The sequence below is a fragment of the Streptomyces kebangsaanensis genome (assembly GCF_001906585.1).
GTDB classification, from domain to species: domain Bacteria; phylum Actinomycetota; class Actinomycetes; order Streptomycetales; family Streptomycetaceae; genus Streptomyces; species Streptomyces kebangsaanensis.
In genome coordinates, this window is record NZ_JUJA01000170.1 from 1 (window position 1) to 26,826 (window position 26,826).

A 26,826-nucleotide genomic window follows, 5' to 3' on the forward strand; every position below is an offset into this window, starting at 1 on the left:
TGCGCTGCGCCTCCGCCGCCATCTCCTGATCACCGTTGAGGTACGCCGTCGTCGCGTCCACCACACCCTGCAACGACTTGCCCGCCCGCGCCGCGACGAACTGCAGATCCTTCGCCGCATGCTCCGCGTACCGCGACAACGCCAGCGCCACCAGACCGCCCTGCCCCTGCTCACCACCGGAACCACCGGAACCGGCGGAGATCGTCCCCGCGCTCGTCGCCGCCGACGTCAGATGCTCCCCGTACGACTTCGCATACCCCTGCAGCTTCGACGCCGACTCACCCGTCGACCGCAACACCTGCGTAATGCCCTGCGGCCTCAGATCCCAGCCCGGCACACCCACACCCCCGTCACCACACCCACACCCGCACCACCGGCACTCAGCCGATGCTGTCCACCGCCGCCTTCGCCCGCGCCAGCGTCGACTGCGCCGTCGAGTCGTTCATCTCCAACGTCGACTTCACCAACTGGATGATGTTCCGCACCTCCTGCGACGCACTGTTCCACCGCTGCTCCTTGCCGTGGTACTCATCCGCCACACCATCCGCCGAGAAGTCCGCCATCGCCGCCTTCACCTGACGGTCCCGCTCCCCGATCACCGCCTCCAACCGGGCCACCACCGCCTGCAGACCCCCCTGCACATCCGCCGACGCCCCCATGTCGTACGACCGGCGATCCGCACCCGAACCCGCCATCACACACCACTCCCCGACTTCCCCGAAAAAACGATCAACCGAACAGAACGTACGCGCGAAGAACAGCCCTCAGCGGAACCGCGCCGCATCGAAGTTCGCCGCACCCATCTGCTGCCGCGCGTTGTCCCCCTGCTCCTGATCACCCGAGGAGAACGCCGACTCCATCCCCGACTGACCACCCAGGATCGCCGACAACGACCCGTTCAGATCCGCCGTGATCCCGTCCGCCCGCGCCTTGAACTGATCGAACATCCGCCGGCCCGCACCGTTGAACTTCCCCTCCAACGGCTCCGCCGCCCGCACCAACTGCTGGATCAACGACCCCAGATCATCACTCGACCCCCGCGACTCACGCATCAACGCCGACAGCGTCTGCGCACCCATGTCGAACTTCACGCCGAACCCGCCTCCCCCTGAAGAGAGTTGTCTCGTCTCTCATCGAACGCTTCCGCACCCACCATGTTCACAACAGGCAATCACACGCGCAACCGCCTTGTGTCACAGCCCTGCCACGGGTGAAGAAACCGGGCGTCCGCAAAGGCGTTCGAGGGGGCCCGGTCCGTCGACCGGGCCCCCTCGGCTTCCCCTCCGTGCCAGAACCCCCCGCGATCCCCCCAGATCCCCCTCCAAGAGTTCTGACATCAGCTACGACACGCGGGGCGCGGGAAGGGTTGCACCGCACGGCGGATTTTTTTCCGGATCACGTGCTCACCGGATGACACGCTCAGCGGATCACGTGCTCCACGAACCGGGCCGCCGTCTCCGCCAGCACCTCCCTCCCCTCTCTCGCCCACAACTCCTCGTTGAACAGCTCCACTTCGATCGCGCCGGTGTAACCCGCCGCCTCCACGTACCCCTTCCACTCCCGCATGTCGATCGCGCCGTCGCCGATCTGGCCGCGGCCGTTGAGGACCCCCTCGGGCAGCGGGGTGGTCCAGTCGGCGAGCTGGAAGGTGTGGATGCGGCCGGCCGCGCCCGCGCGGGCGATCTGCTCGGGGGCGTGGTCGTCCCACCAGATGTGGTACGTGTCCACCGTCACGCCGACCTGGTGGGCCGGGAAGCGTTCGGCGAGGTCCAGGGCCTGAGCGAGGGTGGAGACCACACAGCGGTCGGCGGCGTACATGGGGTGCAGCGGCTCGATGGCGAGCCTCACCCCGTGGCTCTCCGCGTACGGGCCCAGTTCGGCGAGGGCGTCGGCGATGCGCTCCCGGGCGCCGTGCAGGTCCTTCGAGCCGGGCGGGAGGCCGCCCGAGACCAGGACGAGGGTGTCGGTGCCGAGCGTGGCGGCCTCGTCGACCGCGCGGCGGTTGTCGGCCAGGGCGGCCTCCCGCTCGGCCGGGTCGGTGGCCGTGAGGAAGCCGCCCCGGCACAGGGTCGTCACCGTCAGGCCCGCATCGCGGACGAGTTTCGCCGCCGCCTCCACGCCGTACGCCTGGACCGGCTCGCGCCACAGGCCCACGCCCGGTACGCCCGACTCCGCGCAGGCTGCCACCAGTTCGGGCAGGGACAACTGCTTCACCGTCATCTGGTTGATGGAGAAGCGTTCGAGACCGGTGCTCATCGGTTCACCCCGTACAGCGACAGCAGGTTCCTCATCCGTTCCTCGGCGAGCTTCGGGTCCGGGAACAGACCCAGGCCGTCGGCGAGTTCGTAGGCGCGGGCCAGGTGCGGCAGGGAGCGGGCCGACTGCAGGCCGCCGACCATCGTGAAGTGCGACTGGTGGCCGGCCAGCCAGGCCAGGAACACCACACCGGTCTTGTAGAAGCGGGTGGGTGCCTGGAACAGGTGGCGGGACAGCTCGACCGTGGGGTCGAGGAGGGCGCGGAAGCCCGTGACGTCCCCGGTGTCCAGGACCCGTACGGCCTCGGCCGCCAGCGGGCCCAGCGGGTCGAAGATGCCGAGCAGCGCGTGGCTGTGGCCCTGCTCGTCGCCGGCGATCAGCTCCGGGTAGTTGAAGTCGTCGCCGGTGTAGCAGCGCACGCCCTGCGGCAGGCGGCGGCGCAGGTCGATCTCGCGCTGGGCGTCCAGCAGGGAGATCTTCACGCCGTCGACCTTGTCGGGATGGGCGGCGATGACCTCCAGGAAGGTGTCGGTGGCCGCGTCCAGGTCGGCGGAGCCCCAGTAGCCCTCCAGCGCCGGGTCGAACATGGGGCCGAGCCAGTGCAGGATCACCGGGTCGGCGGCCTGGCGGAGCAGGTGGCCGTAGACCTCCAGGTAGTCCTCGGGGCCGCGCGCGGTGGCCGCGAGGGCGCGCGAGGCCATCAGGATCGCCTGGGCGCCGGACTCCTCGACCACGGCGAGCTGTTCCTCGTACGCCGTCCGGATCCCGGCGAGCGACCCGCCGGTGGTCCGGTCGGTGATCTGGTCGGTGATCTGGTCGGTGATCTGGTCGGTGCCGACGCCGCAGGCGATACGGCCGCCCACGGCCCGCGCCTCCGCCGCCGACCGGCGGATCAGTTCGGCCGCGCCCGCCCAGTCCAGGCCCATGCCGCGCTGCGCGGTGTCCATGGCCTCGGCGACCCCCAGCCCGTGGGCCCACAGGTGGCGGCGGAAGGCGAGGGTGGCGTCCCAGTCGACGGCGGCGGGCGAGTCGGGGGAGGTGTCCGCGAACGGGTCGGCGACGACGTGCGCCGCCGAGAAGACCGTGCGGGAGGTGAAGGGGCTGCCCGGGGTGGGGGCGAAGGGTTCGGCGCGGGGCTCGTAGGCCCTGAGACCGCCCTGGGGGTCCGGCAGGTGGAGGGTCACGGCGCGATCTCCGGTACGTCGAGGCGGCGGCCCTCGGCCGAGGACTTCAGGCCCAGCTCGGCGAGCTGGACGCCGCGGGCGCCGGCCAGCAGGTCCCAGTGGTAGGGGGCGTCGGCGTAGACGTGCTTGAGGAACAGCTCCCACTGGGCCTTGAAGCCGTTGTCGAAGTCGGCGTTGTCGGGCACCTCCTGCCACTGGTCGCGGAAGACCTCGGTGGCGGGGATGTCCGGGTTCCACACCGGCTTGGGGGTGGCGCTGCGGTGCTGGACGCGGCAGCTGCGCAGGCCGGCGACGGCGGAGCCCTCGGTGCCGTCCACCTGGAACTCGACCAGTTCGTCGCGGTTGACGCGGACCGCCCAGGAGGAGTTGATCTGGGCGATCGCGCCGCCGTCCAGTTCGAAGATGCCATAGGCGGCGTCGTCGGCGGTGGCGTCGTAGGGCTTGCCGTGCTCGTCCCAGCGCTGGGGGATGTGGGTGGCGGTGAGCGCCTGGACGGACTTCACCCGGCCGAACAGCTCGTGCAGCACGTACTCCCAGTGCGGGAACATGTCGACGACGATGCCGCCGCCGTCCTCGGCACGGTAGTTCCAGGAGGGGCGCTGGGCCTCCTGCCAGTCGCCCTCGAAGACCCAGTAGCCGAACTCGCCGCGCACGGACAGGATCCGGCCGAAGAAGCCGCCGTCGATCAGCCGCTTCAGCTTCATCAGGCCCGGCAGGAAGAGCTTGTCCTGCACGACGCCGTGCTTGATGCCGGCGGCGTGCGCCAGGCGCGCGAGTTCCAGGGCGCCGTCGAGGCCGGTGGCGGTGGGCTTCTCGGTGTAGATGTGCTTGCCCGCGGAGATCGCTTTCCGGATCGCCTCCTCGCGGGCCGAGGTGACCTGGGCGTCGAAGTAGATGTCGACGGACGGGTCGGCGAGGACCGCGTCCAGGTCCGTGGAGACGTGCTCCAGGCCGTGCTTCTCGGCGAGCGCCCTCAGGGCGTGCTCGCGGCGGCCGACCAGGACGGGTTCGGGCCACAGCACGGTGCCGTCGCCGAGGTCGAGTCCGCCCTGCTCGCGCAGGGCGAGGATCGAGCGGACGAGGTGCTGGCGGTATCCCATGCGCCCGGTCACGCCGTTCATGGCGATCCGCACCGTCTTGCGTGTCACGTCAGTCCCCTTCGTACGAACGTACGCGGTCCACGCGCCGCGTACGCCCCAGCGGTGTCACTGGTGAGCAATACAGCAAGCGCTTTCTATGTAGAGAGAAGCTAACCTCTGGACAGCGGTCCGGACAAGAGCGTGTCCAGGGACGTGTTGTCCGGGGGGACGAACGGGGGGCCCAGTGGTCGTAAGGTCTGCACGACACGCCGTGTCCGACGGCGGCCCCGCGGGCTGTGGACAGGGCCGTACGAGCACGTACGACGACGACATGCGCGACCGGAGGACGACGAGATGACGGTGACCCTGGCGGACGTGGCGGCCCGCGCACAGGTCTCGCCCGCGACGGTGTCGCGCGTGCTGAACGGGAACTACCCGGTCGCCGCCTCCACCCGGGAACGGGTGCTGAAGGCGGTCGACGAGCTGGACTACGTCCTCAACGGCCCCGCGAGCGCGCTCGCCGCGGCCACCTCCGACCTGGTCGGCATCCTGGTCAACGACATCGCCGACCCCTTCTTCGGAATCATGGCGAGCGCGATCCAGTCGGAGATCGGCGGCCCCGGCGGCCGGGCGGGCGGGGAACGTCTGGCGGTGGTCTGCAACACGGGCGGCTCACCGGACCGCGAGCTGACCTATCTGACCCTGCTGCAGCGGCAGCGGGCGGCGGCGGTGGTGCTGACCGGCGGGGCCGTGGAGGACGCGCCGCACGCGGCGGCGGTCTCCGCGAAGCTGCGCAAGCTGACGGACGCCGGGACGCGCGTGGTGCTGTGCGGGCGCCCGCCGGCGCCCGACACCGGGGCGATCGCGCTGGCCTTCGACAACCGCGGGGGCGCACGGCAGCTGACCGAGCACCTGATCGGCCTCGGCCACCGGCGGCTCGGCTACATCGCGGGGCCCGAGGAGCGCACGACCACCCGCCACCGGCTGGAGGGGCACCGGGAGGCCCTGGCGGCGGCGGGCGTCGAGGACGACCCGCGCCGCACGGTGCACGGCCGCTACGACCGCCGGTCCGGCTACGAGGCCACCCTGGAACTGCTGCGCCGCGACCCGGACCTGACGGCGGTCGTCGCCGCCAACGACTCCGTCGCCCTGGGCGCCTGCGCGGCCCTGCGCGAGTCCGGGCTGCGCATCCCGCAGGACGTCTCGGTGGCGGGCTTCGACGACCTGCCCTTCAGCATCGACGCGGTGCCGTCGCTGACGACCGTACGGCTGCCGCTCGCCGGGGCGGGCGCCCGCGCGGGCCGTATCGCGATGGGCCGCGAGGAGCCGCCGCCCGGGGGCATCGCGACGGTGCGGGGGGAGCTGATGGTCCGGGGGTCCTCGGCGGTTCCCCGGGTCTGAGGGGCCGCAGTCGCGGGGCGCGGCGCGGTACGGCGCTCGGAGCTCGGCGGCGAGCGGTGGGGCTGCCGGCCGCCGGGCCGGGTCTGCCGCGAGTGGCCGGTGCGCGCCCTGCGCGCCGCCGGCCACGTGCCGGACGTCGTCCACCAGGCCGACGAGAACCCGGCCCCGGTCGCCCCGGCCGCCGCCGGTCTCGGCGTCGCGCCGATCCCGCGCCCGGGCCGCGGCCCGCTGCCCGAGGGGATCGTGGAGGTGCCGCTGGATCCCCTGCGCGTACGGCGGCTGTACGCGCTGTGGCGCACGGGCGCCGCGCGCCGCCCGGCGATCGCCGAGACGGTCCGCGCGCTGCGGGAGCACTGGCCGGCGGTGTCGGCGCACGCGCCCCGCTGAGCCCCGCGGTCACTCCCCCACCGGCTTCCCGCGATCCGCGCCCGTCCGGGAACCCGCCCCCGTTCCCGTCCGTCCAACCGGCAGGCCGCCGGACGAGTCTCCGCGGTGCGGTGTCGGCCCTCGCCACTGGCTGCGATCGCCGGCCACCCTCTCCTCCGCACCGCGGCCGGCGGCACGCCGCCATCGGCACGCACCCTCCGACAGCGCCGGTGGCGGCCCCTCGCCAAGTAGTGTGCGCTCCCTTGACTGGCAGAAACTTCCCGGATATTGCTGACTCCTCGGAAGTTTCCTTCAGCGGAACACCTCCGGAAGGAGCGCACGTGCACGACTCCACACGCCCCTCCAGACGTACCGTCCTCGCCACCACCGCCGGCCTCACCGCCGCCCTCGCGGTCCAGGGCCCCGGTACCGCCCACGCCGCCTCCCGCGACGGCAAGAGCGACAAGAAGCTGCGCGCCCTCGTCTCCCGCATGACCCTGGAGGAGAAGGTCGGCCAGCTCTTCGTGATGCGGGTCTACGGCCACTCCGCCACCGCCCCCGACCAGGCCGACGTCGACGCCAACCTCAAGGAGATCGGCGTCCGCACGGCCGCCGAGCTGATCGCCAGGTACCGCGTCGGCGGCATCATCTACTTCGCCTGGGCCCACAACACCCGCGACCCCCACCAGATCGCCGACCTCTCCAACGGCATCCAGAAGGCGTCCCTCGGCCTGCCGCGCGGCCTGCCGCTGCTCATCTCCACCGACCAGGAGCACGGCATCGTCTGCCGCGTGGGCGAGCCCGCGACCCTCTTCCCGGGCGCCATGGCGGTCGGCGCAGGAGAAAAAGGGCGCGAAGCGCTTCCCCAGAAGGGCGGTGGTGGGAGACGGGCGGGCGGCTCCACCGGTGACGCCCACACCCTGGGCCGTGTCTCGGGCGCCGAGCTGCGCGCCGTCGGCGTCAACCAGAACTACTCCCCCGTCGCCGACGTGAACGTCGACCCGGCCAACCCGGTCATCGGCGTACGCTCCTTCGGCGCCGACCCGGACGCCGTGGCGAGGCTGGTGGCCGCGGAGGTGAAGGGCTACCAGAGCTCCAAGGTGGCGGCGACCGCCAAGCACTTCCCCGGGCACGGCGACACGGTCGACGACAGCCACGCCAAGCTCCCCTACATCCACCACACCCGCGAGCAGTGGGAGCGCCTCGACGCACCGCCGTTCCGGGCCGCGATCGCCGCCGGCATCGACTCGATCATGACGGCCCACATCGTCGTCCCCGCGCTCGACGGCTCCGACGACCCGGCCACCCTCTCCCGCCCGATCCTCACCGGCATCCTGCGCGGGGAACTGGGCTACGACGGGGTCGTGGTCACCGACTCCCTCGGCATGGAGGGCGTGCGCACCAAGTACGGCGACGACCGGGTGCCGGTGCTCGCGCTCAAGGCGGGCGTGGACCAGCTCCTCAACCCGCCCTCCCTGGACATCGCCTGGAACGCGGTGCTGAACGCCGTACGCGACGGTGAGCTGACCGAGGCCCGGCTCGACGAATCGATCCTGCGCATCCTGCGCCTGAAGGCGAAGCTGGGCCTGTTCGACGACCCGTACGTCACCCGGGCCGGCGTCGACCGCACCGTGGGCACCCGCGCCCACCTCGCGGCGGCCGACCGCATCGCCGAGCGGACCACGACCCTGCTGGTCAACGAGGGCCGGCTGCTGCCGCTGTCCCGCCGCGTCCACCGCGGGATCCTCGTCGTCGGCGCCGACCCCGCCTCCCCGTCGGGCACCACGGGCCCGCCCACCGGCGTCCTCGCCGGCGCCCTCGCCGAACTGGGCTTCACGGCCACGGCCCTGCCGACCGGCACCGCCCCCTCGGCGGCGACCGTCGACCAGGCGGTCGCCGCGGCGCGGGAGGCGGACGCGGTGGTGGTCGCGACGTACAACGTCACGGCGGGCAGCTCCCAGAAGACCCTGGTGGAGCGGCTTCTCGCCACCGGCCGCCCGGTGATCGCGGTCGCGATCCGCAACCCCTACGACGTCGCCCAACTGCCGTCCGTCCCCGCCCACTTGGCGGCCTACTCCTGGACCGACGTCGAACTGCGCGCCGCCGCGCGGGTGATCGCCGGCCGGGTGGAGCCGCGCGGGAGGCTGCCGGTGCCGGTGCAGCGGGCCGACGATCCGGCGAAGGTCCTGTACCCCGTCGGGTACGGCCTGTCGTACTGACCGGGCTCGCGCATCGGACGTACGGCGCGTACGCCGCACACCCGGCCCACCACCCCCGACCGGCCCAAAGCGCCCCCGCACGTCTGGCGCGGCCCCGCCGCGACGGGCCACGCTGGTCGGGGGTGGACCGGGGGATGGCGATGCGCGGGAAATGGCCGACGGGGGTGGGGCGCGCCCTGCCGACGCTGCTCGCGGCCCTGCTCGCGGCCCTGCTGACGGGCTGCCGGCAGACGTCCGGCGCCGCGGAGCCCGGGGCGCCGCCCGGCGGCACGCCGACGCGGCCCTCCGGCCACGGCGCGGTGTTCCTCGGCGTGGGCGAGTGCAGTTCCTTCGGCACGACGAGCTTCACCGAGGTGCCGTGCACCGGCGAACGGGCGGCGGCCCGCGTGATCGCCCGCCACGACGGCGGGCCGGACGACGGGCCGCTCTGCCCGCCGGCCACCGACTTCGTCCTGCACATCGGCGCCCAGCCCGCCGTCGGCGGGGAGGGCGTGATCCCGCGGGGCTACGCCTGCATGCGCAACCTGCAGCCCCCGCACCCGGGCGACCCCGGCGGCGGGGGCGGGCCGCGCACCGTCGTCGGCGACTGCGTCCACGGCGCGGGCCGCGGCGCGGTGCGGGAGACCGCGTGCGACGGCTCGGGGAAGAGGAAGCCGGAGTACCAGGTGGTGCGGGCCGTACGCAGCCGCGCCCAGTGCCCGGCGTCGACCGCCCTGTACGTGCGGCTGGGCGGGGAGGAACCGGTGGGCTGCGCCCGGAGGCTGTGAGGCCGTACGGCTGTGGAGCCGTGTGTCCGGGCGCAGCCACCGCGGGCTACGGCCTGAGCGCCGGCTCGCGCTCCACGTCACGCACGTCCAGCCTGGCGTCGTAGCGGGCCAGCGGCTCGGCCGCCGACGGGTCCGCCTGGACCGTCGGGGTGGCGACTCCGGCCCACTCGAGGATCCTGGCCGTGGCGAGCGCCTTCTCGTCCGCCACGAGACCGGCGACGTTCGCGCCGTGGTTCATGCCGGGCGCGGTGAAGACGTAGGAGTCGCGTGCCCCGTGGCCGAGGCGGAACGGCTCCGCACCCCACGGGTCGTTCTGCCCGTAGACGAAGAGCATCTGGTTCGCGTGCCGGCGCACCCAGGTGTCCACGTCCCGCATCGCCGACGGCTGGAACTTCATCGGGATGGAGCGCGGCACGAAGTTCCGCGGCGGCTGGTAGCCGTAGCGGATCAGCTTCTTCTCGATGTGCGGGAAGTGGATGGTCGGCGCGCCCAGCTGCGTGCCCGCCTGGTAGTAGTACGGCGTGTAGGGCTCCAGGCCCTGGTCGGTGTAGCCGTCGAACCCGGAGTGGGTGTCGACGGAGTCCCAGATCTGCTGGTCGGTGGCGTTCTTCGCGTCCGCCGGGATCGTGTCGCAGTCCTTCAGCAGGCCGTACTGCCAGAAGCCCCACACGTAGTCGAGGACGACGGCCTCGTACGCCTTGTCGAGGCTGCCGACGGTGGTGAAGGTGTAGCCGTTGTCGGCGGCGTACTGGGCGTACTTCTTCTCCAGCGTCCCGCGGCGCACCAGCGCCTCGCGCTGCACGCCGTTCAGCCGGTCGCGGCAGTCCTTGGTGCCGACGGTGGCGAAGAAGCGGTCGTAGGCGGAGTCCTCCTTGTCGACCACGTCGTTGGGGGCCACGTAGGCGACCACGCCGTCCATGTCACCGGGGTGGAAGCGCTTGTAGTAGGTGGCCGTCATGCCGCCCTTGGAGCCGCCGGTGGCGATCCAGTTGTGGGGGTAGACCGGCTTCAGGGCCTGGAAGATGCGGTGCTGGTCGCCGGCGGCCTGCCAGATGTCCAGCTTGGACCAGTCGGCCGGGGCGGGCCGGGACGGGGTGAAGAACCGGTATTCCATGGAGACCTGGTTGCCGTCCACGATCTGGGTCGGCTCGCGGCGGCTCGGTGTCGTGGAGACGTTGTAGCCGCCGGTGTAGAAGACCGTCGGGCGGTCGACTCCCTTGTGCAGCACGGTGATCCGCTGCTCGAAGGTGCCCTTCGACGGGTGCCGGTGGTCGACCGGCTGGGTGTAGGTGAGGACGAAGTAGCGGTAGCCGGTGTAGGGCTTCTCCTGGATCAGGCTCATGCCCGGTATGGACAGGAGCCGGTCCTTGATGTCGGTGTCCGTGCTGCTTGTGGTGGTGTTCGTGGCTTCCGGCTGGGCCGCGGTGGCCGCCCCCGCCGTGCTCAGTGTGCCGATGAGCACCGCGAGCGCGAGCAGCCATCTGAGCGCCTTGCGCATGCACCCTCCCTCTCAGACAGATGTGCGCCGGAAGTTATCGGAGCAACTCGGGTGCACACCAGGGGAGTAGGGGAAAACCCTCTGCGCCGTCAGGGGGCGTCACGCGTTCAACACAGGATCCAGCCGCTGCGCACCGACTGCGAGCCCACCGATCCGGCGACGCGCACGCACCGGCGGCCGGCGTGCACGGTGACCGGGCCGGCCTGCCGTGAGTAGCGGCCCTTGTCGGTGACCGGGCGGTTGCCACGGGCCTGCACGGTCACCGACATCGGCCGTTGGGGGCCGGGGTTCTTGGCGAGGGTGAGGGCGCAGACGTAGCCGTCGCGCTTGTAGACGTGGAGGGAGCCGGTGGCGAAGGGGATCGTCTTGACCTGGCGGCCCGAGCACGTGGACGCGGCTGCCTCGGCGGTGCCGGGCGCGGCGAGCGCCAGCAGTCCCGCCCCGGTCAGCGCGGCCACACCGAGCGCCAGCCGCCGGCGTATCGCACCACTGCCCACAGCCGTCCCCCCTACGACAGTTACTCAAGCGTACAGATGTACGGACGCGGCACATACGTCGGTGGTTGCGCCCCCGCGCTCAACGGGACGCGCTGACCGGCTCCTCCGGCCCGGGCGCGCCGACGAAGGTCCGCCACAGCTCGGCGTACCGCCCGCCGCGGGCCAGGAGCTCGTCGTGCGTGCCGTCCTCGGCGACCCGGCCGCGGTCCATCACCACCACCCGGTCCGCGCGGGCGGCCGTCGTCAGCCGGTGGGCGACCACCAGCGTGGTGCGGCGGCCCGCNGAGCCGGTCGGTGGCCTGGTTGACCTGGGCCTCGGTGGCCAGGTCGAGCGCGGCGGTCGCCTCGTCGAGCAGCAGGACGTCGGGGTCGACGAGTTCGGCGCGGGCCAGCGCGATGAGCTGGCGCTGACCGGCCGACAGGTTGCGCCCGCGCTCGGCGACCTCGTGCAGGTAGCCGCCCTCCAGCAGGGCGATCATCTCGTGCGCGCCGACGGCCCGCGCGGCGGCCTCGACCTCGGCGTCGGTGGCGTCGGGGCGGCCGTAGGCGATGGCGTCGCGGACGGTGCCCGGGAAGAGGTACGCCTCCTGCGGGACGACCCCGAGCCGGTGCCGGTACGCCGTGAGGTCCAGCTCCCTCAGGTCCGTGCCGTCCACCGTCACCCGGCCGCCGGTCGGGTCGTAGAACCGGGCCACCAGCTTGACCAGGGTCGACTTGCCCGCGCCGGTCTCGCCGACGAACGCGACGGTCTGCCCGGCGGGGATGCGCAGGTCGATGCCGCTCAGCGCCGCGTCCCCCTCGTCGGCGGCGCCGTACGCGAAGTGCACGTCCTCGAAGGCGATCTCGCCGCGCAGGGCGGGCACGTCGCGGGGCTCGGCGGCGGACTTCGTGGACGTCGGCTCCCGCAGCAGCTCCTGGACGCGGCCGAGGGAGACGCTCGCCTGCTGGTAGCCGTCGAAGACCTGGGAGAGCTGCTGGACGGGCGCGAAGAACAGGTCGATGTAGAGCAGGTACGCCACCAGGGCACCCGTGGTCAGCGTCGCCGCCTCCACCCGGCCCGCCCCCGCGATCAGCACCGAGGCCGCCGCGACCGACGACAGGAACTGCACGAACGGGAAGTAGACCGAGATCAGCCACTGCCCGCGGACACGGGCGCTGCGGTAGCCGTCGCTGCGCTCGGCGAAGCGCCGCCCGCCGTCCCGCTCACGCCGGAACGCCTGCACAATCCGCAGCCCCGCCACCGACTCCTGCAGGTCGGCGTTGACCACCGACACCCGCTCACGGGCCAGTTCGTACGCCTTCACGCTCGCCCGGCGGAAGAAGAAGGTGGCGACGATCAGCGGCGGCAGTGTCGCGAAGACGACCAGCGCCAGCTGTACGTCGATCACCAGCAGGGCGACCATGATGCCGAAGAAGGTGACCACGGAGACGAACGCCGTGACCAGGCCGGTCTGCAGGAACGTCGACAGCGCGTCCACGTCCGTCGTCATCCGGGTCATGATCCGCCCGGTCAGCTCGCGCTCGTAGTAGTCGAGGCCGAGCCGCTGGAGCTGGGCGAAGATCTTCAGGCGCAGCGAGTACAGCACGCGCTCGCCCGTGCGGCCGGTCATCCGGGTCTCGCCGACCTGCGCCGCCCACTGCAACAGGACGGCGAGCAGCGCGAGCAGGGAGGCCGCCCAGACCGCGCCGAGGGCCATCCGGGTGACGCCCTGGTCGATGCCGTGCCGGATCATGACGGGCAGCAGCAGGCTCATGCCGGCGTCCACGGCGACCAGGCCGAGGCTGATCAGGAGGGGCAGGCCGAAGCCGCGCAGGAGGCGGCGCAGGCCGTAGGACTCCTCCGGGCGGACCGCCTGCCGCTCGTCGACGTCGGGGGTGTCGGCCGCGGGCGGCAGGGCCTCGACCTGGGCGAGGAGCTCGGGGGTGGCCGGGGTGCCCGACAGGGCGGTGTCCTTCGGCTCCCGGTCGCCGGTCCACAGCCGCGGCGTCACCCCGCGCTCGGCGTCGAACTCGGCGTCCAGCTCGTCCCGTACGGAGGTGTCCTCCCGGGGGGCGAGGGGCTGTGCGTGGCCCGGGGAGACGCCGCCGAGCTCGTCGGGGTCGGTGAGCAGGCGCCGGTAGAGGGCGCAGCGCTCCTGGAGCTCGTCGTGGGTACCGATGTCGGCGAGGCGGCCGTGGTCGAGGACGGCGATGCGGTCGGCGAGGTTCAGGGTGGAGCGGCGGTGGGCGATCAGGAGGGTCGTACGGCCCTCCATGACCTGCCGCAGGGCCTCGTGGATCTCGTGCTCGACGCGGGCGTCCACGGCGGAGGTGGCGTCGTCCAGCACGAGCAGGCGCGGGTCGGTGAGGATCGCGCGGGCGAGCGCGATGCGCTGGCGCTGGCCTCCGGAGAGCGTCAGACCGTGCTCGCCGACCGTGGTGTCGTACCCGGCGGGCAGCTCGGCGATGAAACGGTCGGCCTGGGCGGCGCGGGCGGCCGCCTCGATCTGCTCCCGGGTGGCGTCGGGGCGGCCGTAGGCGATGTTGTTGCGGACCGTGTCGGAGAACAGGAAGGAGTCCTCGGGCACCAGCCCGATCGCGGCCCTGAGCGAGTCCAGGGTCAGCTCGCGCACGTCGTGGCCGCCGACCAGGACGGCGCCGTGGGTGACGTCGTAGAAGCGCGGCAGCAGCAGGGAGACCGTGGACTTCCCGGAGCCGGAGGAGCCGACGACGGCCAGCGTCTCACCGGGGCGGATCTCGAAGGACAGGCCCTTCAGGACGGTCCGGCCGTCCGCGTACCCGAACGACACGTCGTCGAACTCCACGGTGGCGGGCACGTCGGCGGGCAGCTCCCTGGTGCCGTCGGTCAGCGCGGGCTCGGTGTCGATCAGCTCCAGGACGCGCTCGGTGCCCGCCCGGGCCTGCTGTCCGACGGTGAGGACCATGGCGAGCATCCGGACCGGGCCGACGAGCTGGGCGAGGTAGGTGGAGAAGGCGACGAACGTACCGAGGGTGATGTGCCCGCGCACCGCCAGCCAGCCGCCGAGGGCCAGCATGGCGACCTGGCCGAGCGCCGGGACCGCCTGCAGGGCCGGGGTGAACCTGGCGTTCAGCCGGATCGTGCGCAGCCGTCCGGCGAACAGCCGACGGCCGACCTCCCGCAGTTTGGCGGTCTCCTGCTCCTCCTGTCCGAAGCCCTTCACCACGCGCACGCCGCTCACCGCGCCGTCGACCACTCCCGCCACGGCCGCGGCCTGGGCCTGCGCGTACCAGGTGGCGGGGTGCAGCTTCGCCCGGCTGCGTCTGGCGATCCAGCCGAGGGCCGGGGCGACGGCGAGGGCGACCAGGGTCAGCGGCAGCGACAGCCAGGCCATGATCACCAGGGAGATCAGGAAGAGCAGGACGTTGCCGATGGTCATCGGCAGCATGAAGAGCAGGCTCTGGATCAGCTGCAGGTCGCTGGTGGCACGGCCGACCACCTGGCCGGTGGACAGCTCGTCCTGACGGCGGCCGTCGAGCCGGGTGATCGTCCCGTACATCTCCGTCCGCAGGTCGTGCTGGACGTCGAGGGCGAGCCGGCCACCGTAGTAGCGGCGGACGTAGGTGAGGACGTAGACGACGAGCGCGGCGCCGATCAGGGCGCCGGCCCAGGGGGCCATGCGGCGGCTGTGGTCGCCGATCACGTCGTCGATGACCACCTTGGTGATCAGCGGGACGACGGCCATGACCGCCATGCCGGCCAGGGACGCGCCGAGGGCGAGCACCACGTCCTTCGGGTATCGCCAGGCGTACGAGGCCAGCCTCCGCGCCCACCCTCGTGCTTCCGCCGGCTGCGCTGCCACGTCGGTGCCTCCCTGACGACCTGATCTTTCGCAAGGCACCAACGCGGGCGGGAGCGGATTTCATCCCGCCGCGACGATTCGCCCCGCGGGCGTCAGCCGTTCGGCGGGACCGCCACGAACGCCTCCTTGGGGGTGGTGGTCGGTGTGTAACGCGCTGTGCCCGCCGTCGTGGGCACGAGATCCTTGTGGACGGCCCTGGCGATGTTCTGGATGGTGGTGACGCCGTAGTTCATGGTGCTGTTGTCCTGGGTGAGCACCGTGATCATGTAGTCGCGGCCGGCGCCGTCGAAGGTGCCGACGCTGTGCACCCGCCAGCCGTGGGTGGAGCGCTGCAGCCAGCCGTTCTTGACGTGGATGGCCACGGAGGACGGCGCTCCGGCGGGCGTGCCCCAGCGCTGGGAGGAGACGACCTGGCCCATGAGCTTGAGGAGGTAGGCGCGGGAGTTGTCGCTCAGTACGGAGTTCTTCGCCGTGATCAGTGCGAGCAGCTTCTGCTCGTCGCGCACGGTGATCCGTGTCAGGCCCCAGTAGCCGTTCGCGCCCGGCTTGGTCTGGGTCATGCCGGCCGCGGTCAGGAAGCCCTTCACCTTCGTCACGCCCAGCTGCTTCCACAGGGTGGAGGTCGCGCTGTTGTCCGACTTGGTGATCATCGCCTTGGCGAGGGTGGTCTCGCGGGCGGTGAGGTAGCGGTTGTGCTTCGCGGCGTCCCACAGCAGGGTGGCGAGGACGGTGACCTTGACCACGCTGGCGGAGTCGTAGGCCGTCGATCCCCTGAGCGTGCAGGTCGTCTTCGTGCCGCGGTCGAGCAGGCCGATCGCGACGGTTCCCTTGCGGCCCTTCATGGCCGCGGTGATGTCCTTCTGCAACTTGGCGGCCAGTCCCGCCTGGCCGGACGTGCAGCTGACCGTGGGAGCGGCGGCCGCCGCGGGCGCCGCGGCCGCCGTGCAGGGAATCAGCATCCCGGCGCCGACCCCCGCCGCGAGCACTCTGGCGCGTCTGGATATCCAGTGAGTCATGCCCAGTTGACACGCGGACTCGACGGAATGGTTGTGCGAACGGATCGGGATTTGACCGTTCGTTATCACATGTCCTCAAGGGTGTGACAACCGTCCGGGCCTCCGTACGCGGACGCGGCGGGGCGAGCGCCCCGGTTCTCCGGGAGAGGTACCGACCACGTCGTCCACGACGATGCGCGCGTCCCGGCAACCCGTTCATCGACCAACCGGAGTGGGTCGAGGCGATCTGGCAGGCCTCGCCGTGGCTGAACTCCCTTGATCAAGAGGGAGTTCGGCCCGGCTCACCGGACATCGCCCATCCAGAGCCGCCGCCCCAGCTCGTCGAGGTCCGCCCGCCGCTCCTCGTACTCGGGCAGTGCGATCCGCAGCAGCCGCCAGAAGTCCTCCCCGTGCCCGGACACCCTCACGTGGGCCAGTTCATGGGCGATGACGTAGTCGATCAGATGCATGGGCAGCTGGAAGAGCGGCCATCCCAGACTCATCAGCCCCTTGGCGTCCGTCCCGGCCTGCGGCGGCCGGTACGAACCCCATCGGTCCCCCAGGTCCCGCACGTCGAGTTCCGGCTCGGTCACCCCCATGCGGGCCGCCCAGGGCTGAAGCCGCTGTCCCGTCCAGTTCCGGCCGGCCCGGCAGTACCAGTCGACCAGCGCCGCCCGACCCGCCGGGGGCTCCGCCGCCAGATCCGGGCCCATGACGAGACGCCCCGCGATCAGCCGGACTCCTCCGCCCGCCCCCTCCTCACCGGACACGGCCAGCCGGTACGTCCTCCCCAGGTAGCGGAAGACCTCTCCGTCGACGAGCCGCTTGACGGGGCTGAGCGGGCGTGTGCGCTCCCGCTCCCGCCGTTTGGTCACCAACCAGTCCCGGTGCGCGCGGACGAACTGCTCCGCCTCGGCCGTCGAGCGCCCGGCCGGGGTGTGCAGGGTGAGGGTCGCGTCGGTCTCGACGGTCAGCGCGAACCGCTTCCTGCGGGCACTGACACGCACCCTCAGAGACAGCCCGTCCACGGTGAGAAGTGCTTCGGGGGCGGGGTACGTCGAGGGATCGGCCGGCGCTGTCACGCGTCTATTCTCCCCTCGCCCTGCTCCGGAACTGCCGCAGGTTGTCCTGCGCGAAGGACGCCAGGCGCTCGGCCGCGTTCTCCAACGACGCCCAGTCCCCCTTCACGGGCCGGACGTGGCCACTGAGCAGGACGTCCTGGAGGGCTCCGGCCAGCGCGCTGATGTCCTGGTGCTGCCCCTGGTACGACGCCCTGGCCATGGTCCGGGTGGCCATGTCGCACACCTTGCCCGTGAGCCGCCCGATGTCGCCGCCGTCGGCGAGGCTGATCCCGGGTGTGTCCTCCAGGATCTGCTCCACGAGCCGGTACACCCGCTGTGCGAGCGGCGTGAGACCGGCGAGTTCCGGGGACTCCTCCTGCTCCTGCCGGGCCTCCTCGATCAGCGGGCCGAACTCCTCGATCTGCTCCTCGAAGCGACCCGGCATCGTGCGCAGGATCTCCTCCAGACGTGTGGAGAGCCGCTCGTACTTCGCGGGGTCCTCCCGCTTCGTCCGCTCCTCCAGGTGGAAGCGGAGCGCGTGGCCCATCTCCGCCGCCGCCTCCTGCGGCGGCAGCCGCCGCACGGCGTCGTCGAAGGTGAGGGCCGTGAGCGAGACCGGCGGGATGACCTGGTCGATCTCCGGCCCTTCGAGGTGGTCGGCGATCATCGCCCGGACCTTGCGTCCGTACCGGCGCAGGGTGAACGTGCCGCCCTCGGCGTCCCGGCACAGCCGTCGCACCCGCTTCTGGAGCAGGCTCCAGCGCCGGGCGTCCGCCACGTAGTCCAGGGCGTCCTCGTGCGGAAGGACGCGTTCGAGGGTGGCGAGGAACGCGTGCAGCACCTCGTCGAAGTCGAACCGCAGGTCTTCGGGTTGCAGGGCGAGGGCCGCGGGCCCCAGCTCGGCGAGCTGGTCGAGCTGCGCGTCGTCGATGCCGTTGCGCCGCAGGAAGTCGCGGACCTTCTGGGCGGCGGGGCCGAGTCTGCCCACCTCGTGGGACAGATTCCGCATGGTGTCGGTGACGTCGGCGTTCCGGTACCCGGCGAGTGCGCTGGAGAGGTGCTCGAAGACGCCGTAGTAGTCGACGACGTAGCCGACCTCCTTGCCGGGCGAGGTGCGGTTGACCCGCGCGACGGCCTGGAGCAGCTCGGCGTCCCGGATCGGCCGGTCCAGGTAGAGCACCTGTTCGCGCGGGGCGTCGAACCCCGTGAGCAGCATGGACTTCACGATCAGGAACGCGATGGGGCTGTCGGGGTGCACGGGGTCGGGCACCGAGGCGGGGAGCGGCGGTGGTTCGCTGTTCGCGGCCTCGGACCACGGGGCGTTCATACCGCCGGCGGAATCGGTGGGAGGGGTCGGGTCCTGCGGTGGATTGAAGGGGGTCACCGCGACCCACTCCGAATCGGGCACCAGCTCGGGGAATGCCTTCTGGAAGCGCTCGGTGTACGCCTCCTGGCGACCGGCGTCGGTCCACTCCCGCCATTCTCCCCGCTTGTGGCCGGAACCCGGGGAGATGACGGGAACGAAGTCGATCCGCCGCAGCAACGCCCTGAACTGGTAGGCCTGGTGGAGATAGCGCTGTCTGACGGAGAGCTTCTCCAGCGGGATCTCCGTCACCGACTCCGGGTCGAACTCGGCCAACTGCGCCAGCAGTTCGTCACGGGCCTTGCGCAGGGCGTGGTGGTACCGCACGGCCGCCTTCCGGCTGACGGCCGCGACCTGCGCCTTGAAGCCGCCGGGCAGCACGGTGGTCACCCAGTGCTCCAGCATGTCCTCGGCCTTCGCTTCGATCATGGGAACGGACTCGGCGACGTCCCGCTCGGTGGGCCACCGCTTGAGCAGCGCGGCCCGCTCCTCGGGGGTGCGGTCCCGGACGAGGTCGTCGAACCCCTTGTCGAGGACCTCCCCGTCACGGACCTCGCCCTCTCCCGTCCGCCCCTCGTAGCGGATGCGGACGACGACGCCGTCGTGCTGGGCGTCCTCCATCCGGTACTCGTCGAGGAAGCCCCGCGGCGAGTCGCCCCGCCCGAAGATCCGGCGCGTGTCCTCCTCGCGCCCGGTGATGATCGGCGTACCCGTGAACCCGATCTTGGCGGCGTTCGGGATCGCCTTGCGCAGGGCGGCGTGCAGGACGCTGGTGTGGGAACGGTGTGCCTCGTCGACGAGGACGAGGATGTCCGGTGAGGTGTTGCACTCGGGGAAGTCCGGTACGGGGCCGGGGCTTTCGTCCTCGCTCCGGCCCGCTCCCCCTCCCGTCAGATCCCGGTCGTCCCCGCTGCCTTCCGCGTCCCCGGCGAAGGTGAAGCCGGTCCCGTACTTCTGGATCATGCCGAAGACGACGCGCCGCCCGCCGTCGCGCAGCAGCCCTTCCATCTGCGTCCGGGTCTTCGCCGTCTCGACGTCGGACTCGCTGAGTTTCAGCGTCCGTGAGAGCTGGGTCTGCAACTGGGTGCGGTCGGTGACCACGACCACCATGAACTCGCTGAGCCGAGGGTGCAGATGCACCCGCCGCACCAGGAACGTCATGGTCAGCGACTTGCCGGAGCCCTGCGTGTGCCAGATGACACCGCCACGCTCGTCCTCGGTGTCACGCCCGGCACGGGCCCGCCCGGTCAGCAGCCTGCGGACGGCCTTCTCGGCGGCCCGGTACTGCTGGTGCCGGGCGACGGCCTTCACGGTCCGCACGGCCCCGCCGTCCGCATCCGACTCGACGGCCATCGGGATCACGTAGTGCCGTACGACGTTGAGCAGGGCGGCCGGCCGCAGGACCACACCGACGAGCTTCTGCTGCTCGCCGAGCGGCGCGGGCGCGGCCGGGTCGGCGCCGTCCGCGAGCAGTCCGGCGGTACGCAGCTCCCGCCGCAGGGTGCTCTCCTCCTCCGGTTCGACGCTGCGCCACGGGTGGAAGTGCTCGGGCTCGGAGGTGACGGTCCCCAGGTGGGCGGTCTCGCCGGTCGCGGCGACGAGGAGCTGCACGGTCCGGAACAGTTCCGGCACACCGGCGGGGACCGGGGTACCGGTGGCGTCGAGGTCCAGAACGGGATTCCCGGCGTAGTGCCGGAGATCGAGCACGGCACTGCGGACGGGCTCGGCGAGATCGGGGCTCTTGCACTCGACGGCGACGAGCGGGATGCCGTTCACGAAGAGGACGAGGTCGAGTATCGACAGCTCCCCGGAGCGGCTGCGCACGCGGAGCTGGTCGACGACGGTGAAGGTGTTGCGCGTGACGAGGTCCGGATGCCACTCGACGTACTGGACGGTGGCGGACGGACCGCCGTGCGCGGCGGAGGGCGAGGGAAGCGTCCAGCCGTGGAGCAGCATGTCGGTGGCAGCGAGGTTCGCCTGCACGACGCCCTTGCCGAGGGAGAGGGAAGCGAGCTCGCCGACCGCCCGCCGGATGTCGTCCTCGCCCATCCACGGCTGACCGTCACCGCCCCGGAGGTTGATCCGCCGCAGCGCGGGCCCGAGCTGGTCGACGAGCAGCGGCACGGCCGCGTCGAGCGTGTCCAGCTCGACGCCCGGGACGTGCGTCCACCCCATGGCCTCCAACTGCGCGATTAACGGCCGCTCCACCTCGTCCCGCTCGACGTGCACCACCACGGCCCCGCGCCTCCCTGTACGTCCCGCTGTTCCCCGGAGATCCATTCTGTGCCCAGGGGGCGGGGTGAAGGGAAGGGCTCCAGGTACGGGACACGGCTGAGCGCGCGGACGTACGGTGCTTTGCGCCGATACGTCCGCACACTCGGCGGAGGGGCGGATCAGATGCCGAGGGCCTCTTCCGGGGCGGTGTAAGAGGCTTCGTCGTCGTGGGGCACGGCGAGGCGCTCTCCCCTGCTGCGGGCGATGCGATGCACGTCGTGGAGCGCCTCGGCCAAGCAAGTTGCGAGGTAACGGAGTTGGGGCGCAGTGGCCTTGCCGTCGCCCAGGAGGTCGACGGCGTGGCCGAGAAGGTCGTCTGCCATGCCGAGCTGGACGGCTTCGATGTCGTCGGCGAGGCGCGAGAGACGGCCGGTGCCGGTGTCGTCGGTGACGAGATAGCAGGGGTTGCCGTCGAGGTTGGACCAGGGGAGGAGGCGGGGTCGGCCGGCCGTGGGGGCGGCGGCGCCGTGGCTCTTGTAGATCATGCGGCGGCCGCCTCGGCACCCCGGATTCGGCGCGAGCCGACGTCGACGCCGTGGATGCGCCGTGGCCCTACGTCGATGCCGTGCACGGCGAGCCAGAGGGTCCGGCGGCGGGCGCGCTGCTGCCTGGCCTGCGCGCGCTGTTCGTGGGCGAGGAGGTAGGGGCGGACGAGCCGGGAGTCCTCGCCGTGGAGGAGGGCCTCGTGCGGGGAGGAGCGGCGGCCGGGCGCGACGGGGGCGGCCGGTACGGGGGTGGGCGCTTGGTCGCCGGCACGGTGCCGGTTCCGGTGCCGGTGCCGGTGCCGCCCGGAGGCGGGCCACAGGAGCCGCAGCAGCGGCTCGACGAGGAGGGCGATACGGTGCAACACGTCTTCAACTCCGGTGAGGTTGAGGGCCATGCCCCCGGGCCGTCGCTAGCGGTCGCGGGGGTCTTCCGTGCCCGAGGGCAGGTCGACGTGCATGGACATCGCTGTGTAGCGATCCACTCACAGAGTGAGACCGGCCGGGCTAGGCTCGCCAGGGGGTCGGAGGTGACAACGCATCTGTCACATGGGAGCTGACGATGAGCAACATCTATGGGGAGTGGTTGAAGGCGCAGCGCGAGGCCGCCGGGCTGACGCAGCAGGATCTGGCGACGGCCGCCGTCATGACGCGTTCGCACATCGCCCACATCGAGGCGGGCCGGCGCACCCCGTCCAAGGAGGACGCGAGACGCCTCGACAGGGCCCTGAACACGGGCGATGTACTGAGCAGCTTCCTGCCGGACGACGACACCGCTGTCGCGGGGTACTTCGAGGCTGCTCGTCAGCTCGAACAGCAGGCGACGATGATCCGGGAGTTCGCCCTGTCGTTCATCCCTGGCATCCTCCAGACGGAAAGGTACGCACGTGCGGTTCTGAGCACGTCGTTCCCTCCGGTGGGTGAACAGGAACGTGACAGACGCCTTGTCACACGCCTTGAGCGCGCAAAGATCCTTGCCGACCCAGTGACACCCGTAGTGTGGGCGCTACTGGATGAAGCGGTGCTACGACGCCGGATCGGCGGCCCGGAAGTCATGGCGGAGCAGATCAACCACCTCGTCGGACTCGCCGAGGCCGAGCGGATCCAACTGCACCTTCTGCCGTTCACGTTGGGCATGCATCCCCTCATGAGCAACATGCTCACGCTGATGTGGTTCGAGGATCAGCCGCCCGTGGCCTACGGCGAAGGCCTGTACATGGGGAAGATCCACGACAGCCCGTCCGTGGTTCAGGAACTGCAACATCGCTACGATTTCGCACTGGGCAACGCGCTGCCACTCAAGGAATCACTGGATCTGCTCAGGGCAACAGCAAGGGACTACGAACATCATGGCTGACCGAGTGATACCGAATGCAGGGGTACTGGGGGGCTGGCGAAAGTCTTCCCACAGCAACGACCAGGGCGGCAGCTGCCTGGAGGTGCTGGCCGGCCACCCCACGGGCGTCCCCGTCCGCGACTCCAAGGCCCCCGAGGGACCCGCGCTGGTCTTCCCGTCGGCTGGCTGGGCGTCGTTCGTCACAGCAGTTAAGGACGGTCGCCTGTCCGCCTGACCGCTCACCGCCGCGATTCATCCGGCCCGCACCCCTTGGGCGGGCCGGACGCCGTTCCCTCAGGCCGCCAAGCCGGAAGCCTTGACTCTCCCCGACAACAGATCGTCCACAAGCCCTTGCTTGAGCTCACGGAGCTTGCTCAGCTCTTCGTTCTCACGCCCGATCTGCTCGTCACAGGCCTCCAGCGTGGCTACGATGCGCCGCTGTTCAGCCAAGTTGACCGGGAGATCAATCTCCAACTCCCTCAACCGGGATGGATTGACATTTACCTGCTGCACCGCAACCGTCGAAATCGACCGCACCCGCTGCCGAACCAAAGGGTGCATCAGCCATTCGACAAGGTATTCCGGTGTCACGCGTTGCAGGTCTGGGACGAGACGCACCAAATACGACGCGAAGGTCGCGCTCGGCAACTCGTCACGCCACATGGCCGCCTTGCCAATATGTTCCATGCTGTTGGTCCTGTTGAATAGAATGTCTCCATGCCGGAGAAACAACTTCGAAGGAACCGGAACTGGGCAGTAGCGAAGCTCATCCGCATCGATCCTGGCACTCTGAATATTGTTCATACGCAGCACTGGTACGCCGCGAGCATCCCGGTCAAGGGCTTCAGAGATTCCATACTCGACTGATGGAACAACGTCCTTCAACGGCACGCGATCCCAGCCTGCCGTTGGCTGACTACTCGCTACAGACTGCATGAACGCCAGTAGAAACCCTTGGCGCATGTTGCGAAACTTGGCGATCGACGCCTCGATGCTGCGTTCCAACTCCGTGACATTGTTGAGCACATCAACGATCCGTCGCTGCGCAGCCACCGGAATCAACGGGAACAAAAGCGCTCCGAACCTGCTTCCACCCAGGTGCGAGATACTCGTCTTCTCCGCGATCCCCGCGAACACCGCGTTCGCGCGCCACCAGACAAACACCGCTTGCGCGAACTCAGGCAGGACAGCCGGACCGGGACGGAACCGGATCAGCGTGTTCTGAAAGCAGTACTCGCCGGGAGCGCCGTCGTACAGCGCGCTCCGTCCCACCATCATCAGGTTCTCCTGCCCTTCGTTCAGCAGGATGTCGCCTGGCAGGAGTCCATATGTCTCGCGCTCTGAGGCCGAGAAAGCCATGGAGTTCACGTCCGAGTAATCGATACGTCCCTCATATACATTTGCAACCCGGAGGTAGGGCCACTGCCCTACACCTGTCCGGCTCGCCGGTGAGAGCTGCTTGCCCATACGGACGTCACCGAGATCCTTGACAGGAACCCAGGAAACAGACGCCTCACTCCGCATAGCCCAGCTCCTTCAGGAACCCATCCAGCGCGTCCGCGACCCGTTCCCGCCCCGCCCGAATCTCCCTCAATGAAGCAGCGTACTTCTGCTCCCACGTTTCATAGGATGCCGCCAGCTCCCGCTGCCACTGCACCACATGTCCGTCCAGCTTCGTCGCCAAGTCGTCCCGTAGCAGGTCGAGCACCACCCGGCGCTCCCCCTCCGCGTCCAGATCCTCCCGTGCCCGGAACAACCGCGGCGGCTCCTCCCCCAGCGTCGGCGGGTCGCTCGGGTACGGATAGCGGTGGAAGTCCGCCTCAAGGCGCTTGATGTCCGCGCCCGCCTTCGTGCGGGCCTTCTTCACCCGGGCCAGTTCAGCCGTGAGCTCGGCCAACTCCTCGACGCTCAGAGTGACTTCCTTCGAGTCGACCTCACCGTCGGCCGGGTCGCCGTCGGCCTCCGGCTCCTCCCCACCCCCGGAGAGCCGCGCGTTCAGCTCCTTGAACCGTGCGTCCGCCTCCGCCTTGCGCGCGTCCGCCTCCGCCAGTTCCTCCAGGAACTGCGGGGCGATCGCGGCGACCACCTTGTGGTCGTATGCCTGACGCCGCTCCGCCGCCGTCCTCGTACGCAGCTTCTTCGTCCGCGCGTCCTGTTCGGGCGAGAGCATCGTGTCGACGTTCTCGACCCACCCGTCGACGACACCCCCGAACCCGTTCTCCGACAGCGCGAGCAGGTCGTACTTGGCGTCGTACCACCACCCCGCGACCGCACCCGCCAACGCGTACCGGTCCAGCAGCCCGACCCGGCCCAGCCGTTCCCCGAACGACTTCATCAGCTGCCCCCGCACCGCCATCAACGCGGCCTTGCGCTCGGAGGACGTGGACGAAGCGAGAGCTTCGGGCGTGGCCGCCACCGCCTCCAGCCTGCGGGCAGCCGATTCCTCCCACCACTTGCCGAACTCCGCCCGCAGCGCCTCCTCCCGGGGCCGGGCCAGCTCGCCCAGCTCGGGGCGGCCGCCCGCCGCCTCGTCCCGGAAGTCCACGTACGCCGGGTCCGCCGGCTCCCGCTCCACGAACAGGTCGGTCACCCCGATCCCGTACGAGTCGAGCAGCGGCTTCTTCGCCTCGATCTCCGCGCGGGGCACCCCGCCCACCAGATGCGCCCGCACGTCCTGCGGCTCAGGCGGCGGCGTGTTGTCGACGTACCGGCGGATGTTGAGGTTGTCGTCGTTGGCGGCGAGTTCCTCACGGGTCACGATCCGCGAGAAGCCGGGGACCTCCTCGTACGCGTGGAACGTCGAGACGATCTTCTCGGCGTGCTCGGGGAGCAGGATGTTCTGCGCCCGCTCCGCGTGGAACTCGCGGTCGGCGTTGATGAACAGCACCTTGCGCTCCCGATCCCGGTCCTTCCGGCCCGGCGGGCGGAGCACCAGGATGCAGGCCGGGATGCCGGTCCCGTAGAAGAGGTTCGGGGCGAGGCCGATGACCGCCTCGATGGCGTCCTTCTCCAGCAGTTCCGTACGGATGGCCTTTTCACCGCCACCCCGGAACAGCACCCCGTGCGGCATGACCGTGATCACCATGCCGCCGCGAGAGCCCTCCCGCTTGGCCTCCCACAGCATGTGCTGGAGGAACATCAGGTCGGCCTTGCCGCGCTCGCTCGTCGCCCCGTACTTGGCACGCTCGGCCGGGTGCGCCAGATCAGCAAGGGCGTAGTCCAGGGAGAACGGCGGATTGCTGAGCACCCCGTCGAACCGGTCCTCGTCCGAGCGCGGGACGTGCGCCGGCTGCGAGAGCGTGTCCCCGGTGGCCAGGTCGAAGCGGCGCACCCCGTGCAGGACCATGTTCATCGTGGACATGATCCAGGAGCCGGAGTTGGCGTCCTGTCCGGCGAAGAACATCGACGACGTGTCGCCGCCGTGCTCCTCCACGTACTCCGCCGCGTGGATGAGCATGCCGCCCGAGCCGACGCACGGGTCGTAGATCCTCATGTCCTCGGTGGGGGCGAGGAGCTCGACCATCATCCGGACCACGGCGCGCGGGGTGTAGAACTCGCCGCCCTTGCGTCCGGCCGAGTCCGCGAACTCCTTGATCAGGTACTCGTACGCGGCACCGATCAGATCGGGGAACTCGAAGTCCTCCGTACGCAGCCGGATCCGCCCGAAGTGCGCGATGAGGAGTTGCAGGCGCTGGTCGGCGAGCTTGGCCGCGCCCGACGCGGCGCCCGAACCGCCGATGCGGTTGAAGTCCAGGTGGTCGAAGAGGCCCTTGAGCTTGCTGTTCTGCCCCTCGAGCGCTTGGAGGGCGGGACGCAGGGTCATCTCGTTGATGTTGTGGGTGGCGGCGGAGACCTTGGCCCAACGAGCCTCCTCCGGCACGTACAGCACATCGCGCTTGCGGTAGGGGCCCGGCTGCTCCAGGTAGCCGGGAAGGTCCTCGTCGCTGAGCTTCAGCTCATCGACGGCGTACTGCCTGAGCCGGTCCCTGGCCGCCTCGAACTCGTCGTTGGCCCGCTTCAGGAAGAGCAGTCCGAAGATGTAGTCCTTGTACTCGGAGGCGTCCATCGTGCCGCGCAGAATGTCCGCGGCGGCCCACAGATGCCGTTCCAGCTGGGCGAGCGTGAGCTTGGCCACGTACGACTCCCTACGACCCGACCTGAGATGACGGAGAGACCTTATGACCAGGCCGGGGCCATACCGAAATCAGCGCGTGATCATGACCGGGA

At 70.8% G+C, this 26,826-nt stretch carries 21 protein-coding genes and 2 pseudogenes; 6 read left to right on the plus strand and 17 right to left on the minus strand.

Features of this window, described 5'->3' with window-relative positions; translation table 11 throughout:
* The 6 genes from RH94_RS38050 to RH94_RS38075 all read right to left on the minus strand — a co-directional run.
* Positions 1-337 (minus strand): DUF6507 family protein (locus RH94_RS38050; RefSeq protein ID WP_234425822.1); only part of this gene is annotated, 337 nt, incomplete at its 3' end.
* 43 nt (positions 338-380) lie between these two features.
* A complete protein-coding gene (locus RH94_RS38055; protein WP_073948375.1) occupies positions 381-695 on the minus strand; it encodes a pore-forming ESAT-6 family protein in 315 nt (104 codons plus the stop codon).
* A gap of 69 nt (positions 696-764) precedes the next feature.
* Entirely contained in the window at positions 765-1,091 is a 327-nt protein-coding gene (locus tag RH94_RS38060; RefSeq protein ID WP_073948376.1) for a hypothetical protein, read from the minus strand.
* A 328-nt stretch (positions 1,092-1,419) separates the two neighbouring features.
* Complete coding sequence (locus RH94_RS38065; protein WP_073952844.1) at positions 1,420-2,256, minus strand: sugar phosphate isomerase/epimerase family protein; 837 nt, start codon at positions 2,254-2,256, stop codon at positions 1,420-1,422.
* Complete coding sequence (locus tag RH94_RS38070) at positions 2,253-3,440, minus strand: dihydrodipicolinate synthase family protein (protein WP_073952845.1); 1,188 nt, start codon at positions 3,438-3,440, stop codon at positions 2,253-2,255. The genes RH94_RS38065 and RH94_RS38070 overlap by 4 nt, the downstream gene beginning before the upstream one ends.
* The gene (locus RH94_RS38075; protein WP_073952846.1) at positions 3,437-4,588 is read right to left on the minus strand and encodes a Gfo/Idh/MocA family protein; all 1,152 of its coding nucleotides are present in this window, start codon (positions 4,586-4,588) and stop codon (positions 3,437-3,439) included. Before RH94_RS38075 ends, RH94_RS38070 begins: the two co-directional genes overlap by 4 nt.
* 285 nt (positions 4,589-4,873) lie before the next feature.
* Between RH94_RS38075 and RH94_RS38080 the strand changes: the two genes are divergently transcribed.
* The 4 genes and pseudogenes from RH94_RS38080 (at position 4,874) to RH94_RS38095 (ending at position 9,272) form a co-directional block, all read left to right on the plus strand.
* Positions 4,874-5,920, plus strand: a complete 1,047-nt coding sequence (locus tag RH94_RS38080; protein ID WP_073952847.1) for a LacI family DNA-binding transcriptional regulator — start codon at positions 4,874-4,876, stop codon at positions 5,918-5,920.
* A pseudogene (locus RH94_RS38085) lies at positions 5,921-6,307 on the plus strand (LysR substrate-binding domain-containing protein); the annotation flags it as partial. It lies immediately after the preceding gene.
* A gap of 320 nt (positions 6,308-6,627) precedes the next feature.
* Entirely contained in the window at positions 6,628-8,505 is a 1,878-nt protein-coding gene (locus RH94_RS38090; protein ID WP_073952848.1) for a glycoside hydrolase family 3 protein, read from the plus strand.
* Between the two features lie 140 nt (positions 8,506-8,645).
* Positions 8,646-9,272: a hypothetical protein gene (locus RH94_RS38095; RefSeq protein ID WP_073952903.1), complete on the plus strand. Its 627-nt coding sequence runs from the start codon at positions 8,646-8,648 to the stop codon at positions 9,270-9,272.
* Between the two features lie 46 nt (positions 9,273-9,318).
* Here the strand turns inward: RH94_RS38095 and RH94_RS38100 are convergent, their stop codons facing one another.
* The 9 genes and pseudogenes from RH94_RS38100 to RH94_RS38135 form a co-directional block, all read right to left on the minus strand.
* Positions 9,319-10,770, minus strand: a complete 1,452-nt coding sequence (locus tag RH94_RS38100; RefSeq protein WP_073952849.1) for a S28 family serine protease — start codon at positions 10,768-10,770, stop codon at positions 9,319-9,321.
* Positions 10,771-10,877: 107 nt separating this feature from the next.
* Entirely contained in the window at positions 10,878-11,267 is a 390-nt protein-coding gene (locus tag RH94_RS38105; protein WP_073952850.1) for a hypothetical protein, read from the minus strand.
* Positions 11,268-11,346: 79 nt separating this feature from the next.
* Positions 11,347-11,550, minus strand: a 204-nt coding sequence (locus RH94_RS45990; RefSeq protein WP_234426355.1) for a hypothetical protein, incomplete at its 5' end; no start/stop codon positions are given.
* Between the two features lies 1 nt (position 11,551).
* Positions 11,552-15,088: pseudogene (locus RH94_RS38110) on the minus strand (ABC transporter ATP-binding protein); the annotation flags it as partial.
* A gap of 92 nt (positions 15,089-15,180) precedes the next feature.
* Positions 15,181-16,104, minus strand: coding sequence for a serine hydrolase (locus RH94_RS38115; protein WP_073952851.1), 924 nt, complete (start codon positions 16,102-16,104; stop codon positions 15,181-15,183).
* Between the two features lie 281 nt (positions 16,105-16,385).
* Positions 16,386-17,165 carry a M48 family metallopeptidase gene (locus RH94_RS38120; RefSeq protein WP_073952852.1) on the minus strand — a complete coding sequence of 260 codons (780 nt, stop codon included), beginning with the start codon at positions 17,163-17,165 and terminating at the stop codon, positions 16,386-16,388.
* Positions 17,166-17,169: 4 nt separating this feature from the next.
* Positions 17,170-20,742 (minus strand): type I restriction endonuclease subunit R, encoded by a 3,573-nt coding sequence (locus RH94_RS38125; RefSeq protein WP_073952853.1) that lies wholly within the window; start codon positions 20,740-20,742, stop codon positions 17,170-17,172.
* Between the two features lie 158 nt (positions 20,743-20,900).
* On the minus strand, positions 20,901-21,266 hold the full coding sequence (locus tag RH94_RS38130) for a hypothetical protein (RefSeq protein ID WP_073952854.1): 366 nt from the start codon (positions 21,264-21,266) through the stop codon (positions 20,901-20,903).
* Positions 21,263-21,631, minus strand: coding sequence for a hypothetical protein (locus tag RH94_RS38135; protein ID WP_073952904.1), 369 nt, complete (start codon positions 21,629-21,631; stop codon positions 21,263-21,265). The genes RH94_RS38130 and RH94_RS38135 overlap by 4 nt, the downstream gene beginning before the upstream one ends.
* A gap of 194 nt (positions 21,632-21,825) precedes the next feature.
* Between RH94_RS38135 and RH94_RS38140 the strand changes: the two genes are divergently transcribed.
* Both RH94_RS38140 and RH94_RS38145 read left to right on the plus strand, forming a co-directional pair.
* Positions 21,826-22,620, plus strand: coding sequence for a helix-turn-helix domain-containing protein (locus RH94_RS38140; RefSeq protein WP_073952855.1), 795 nt, complete (start codon positions 21,826-21,828; stop codon positions 22,618-22,620).
* Positions 22,613-22,834 carry a DUF397 domain-containing protein gene (locus RH94_RS38145; RefSeq protein ID WP_073952856.1) on the plus strand — a complete coding sequence of 74 codons (222 nt, stop codon included), beginning with the start codon at positions 22,613-22,615 and terminating at the stop codon, positions 22,832-22,834. The genes RH94_RS38140 and RH94_RS38145 overlap by 8 nt, the downstream gene beginning before the upstream one ends.
* A gap of 59 nt (positions 22,835-22,893) precedes the next feature.
* Here RH94_RS38145 and RH94_RS38150 read toward each other — a convergent pair whose 3' ends face one another.
* Both RH94_RS38150 and RH94_RS38155 read right to left on the minus strand, forming a co-directional pair.
* Positions 22,894-24,066: a restriction endonuclease subunit S gene (locus RH94_RS38150; protein WP_158073139.1), complete on the minus strand. Its 1,173-nt coding sequence runs from the start codon at positions 24,064-24,066 to the stop codon at positions 22,894-22,896.
* A gap of 46 nt (positions 24,067-24,112) precedes the next feature.
* Positions 24,113-26,734: a type I restriction-modification system subunit M gene (locus RH94_RS38155; RefSeq protein ID WP_073952858.1), complete on the minus strand. Its 2,622-nt coding sequence runs from the start codon at positions 26,732-26,734 to the stop codon at positions 24,113-24,115.
* Positions 26,735-26,826: the final 92 nt, after the last annotated feature.

Excerpts from the sequence above, each read along its gene's own strand:
- RH94_RS38055 (WP_073948375.1), bottom strand. The coding sequence starts at position 695 with ATGGCGGGTTCGGGTGCGGATCGCCGGTCGTACGACATGGGGGCGTCG.
- RH94_RS38065 (WP_073952844.1), bottom strand. The coding sequence starts at position 2,256 with ATGAGCACCGGTCTCGAACGCTTCTCCATCAACCAGATGACGGTGAAG.
- RH94_RS38080 (WP_073952847.1), top strand. The coding sequence starts at position 4,874 with ATGACGGTGACCCTGGCGGACGTGGCGGCCCGCGCACAGGTCTCGCCC.
- RH94_RS38095 (WP_073952903.1), top strand. The coding sequence starts at position 8,646 with ATGCGCGGGAAATGGCCGACGGGGGTGGGGCGCGCCCTGCCGACGCTG.
- RH94_RS38100 (WP_073952849.1), bottom strand. The coding sequence starts at position 10,770 with ATGCGCAAGGCGCTCAGATGGCTGCTCGCGCTCGCGGTGCTCATCGGC.
- RH94_RS38115 (WP_073952851.1), bottom strand. The coding sequence starts at position 16,104 with ATGACTCACTGGATATCCAGACGCGCCAGAGTGCTCGCGGCGGGGGTC.
- RH94_RS38130 (WP_073952854.1), bottom strand. The coding sequence starts at position 21,266 with ATGATCTACAAGAGCCACGGCGCCGCCGCCCCCACGGCCGGCCGACCC.
- RH94_RS38140 (WP_073952855.1), top strand. The coding sequence starts at position 21,826 with ATGAGCAACATCTATGGGGAGTGGTTGAAGGCGCAGCGCGAGGCCGCC.
- RH94_RS38145 (WP_073952856.1), top strand. The coding sequence starts at position 22,613 with ATGGCTGACCGAGTGATACCGAATGCAGGGGTACTGGGGGGCTGGCGA.
- RH94_RS38150 (WP_158073139.1), bottom strand. The coding sequence starts at position 24,066 with ATGGGCAAGCAGCTCTCACCGGCGAGCCGGACAGGTGTAGGGCAGTGG.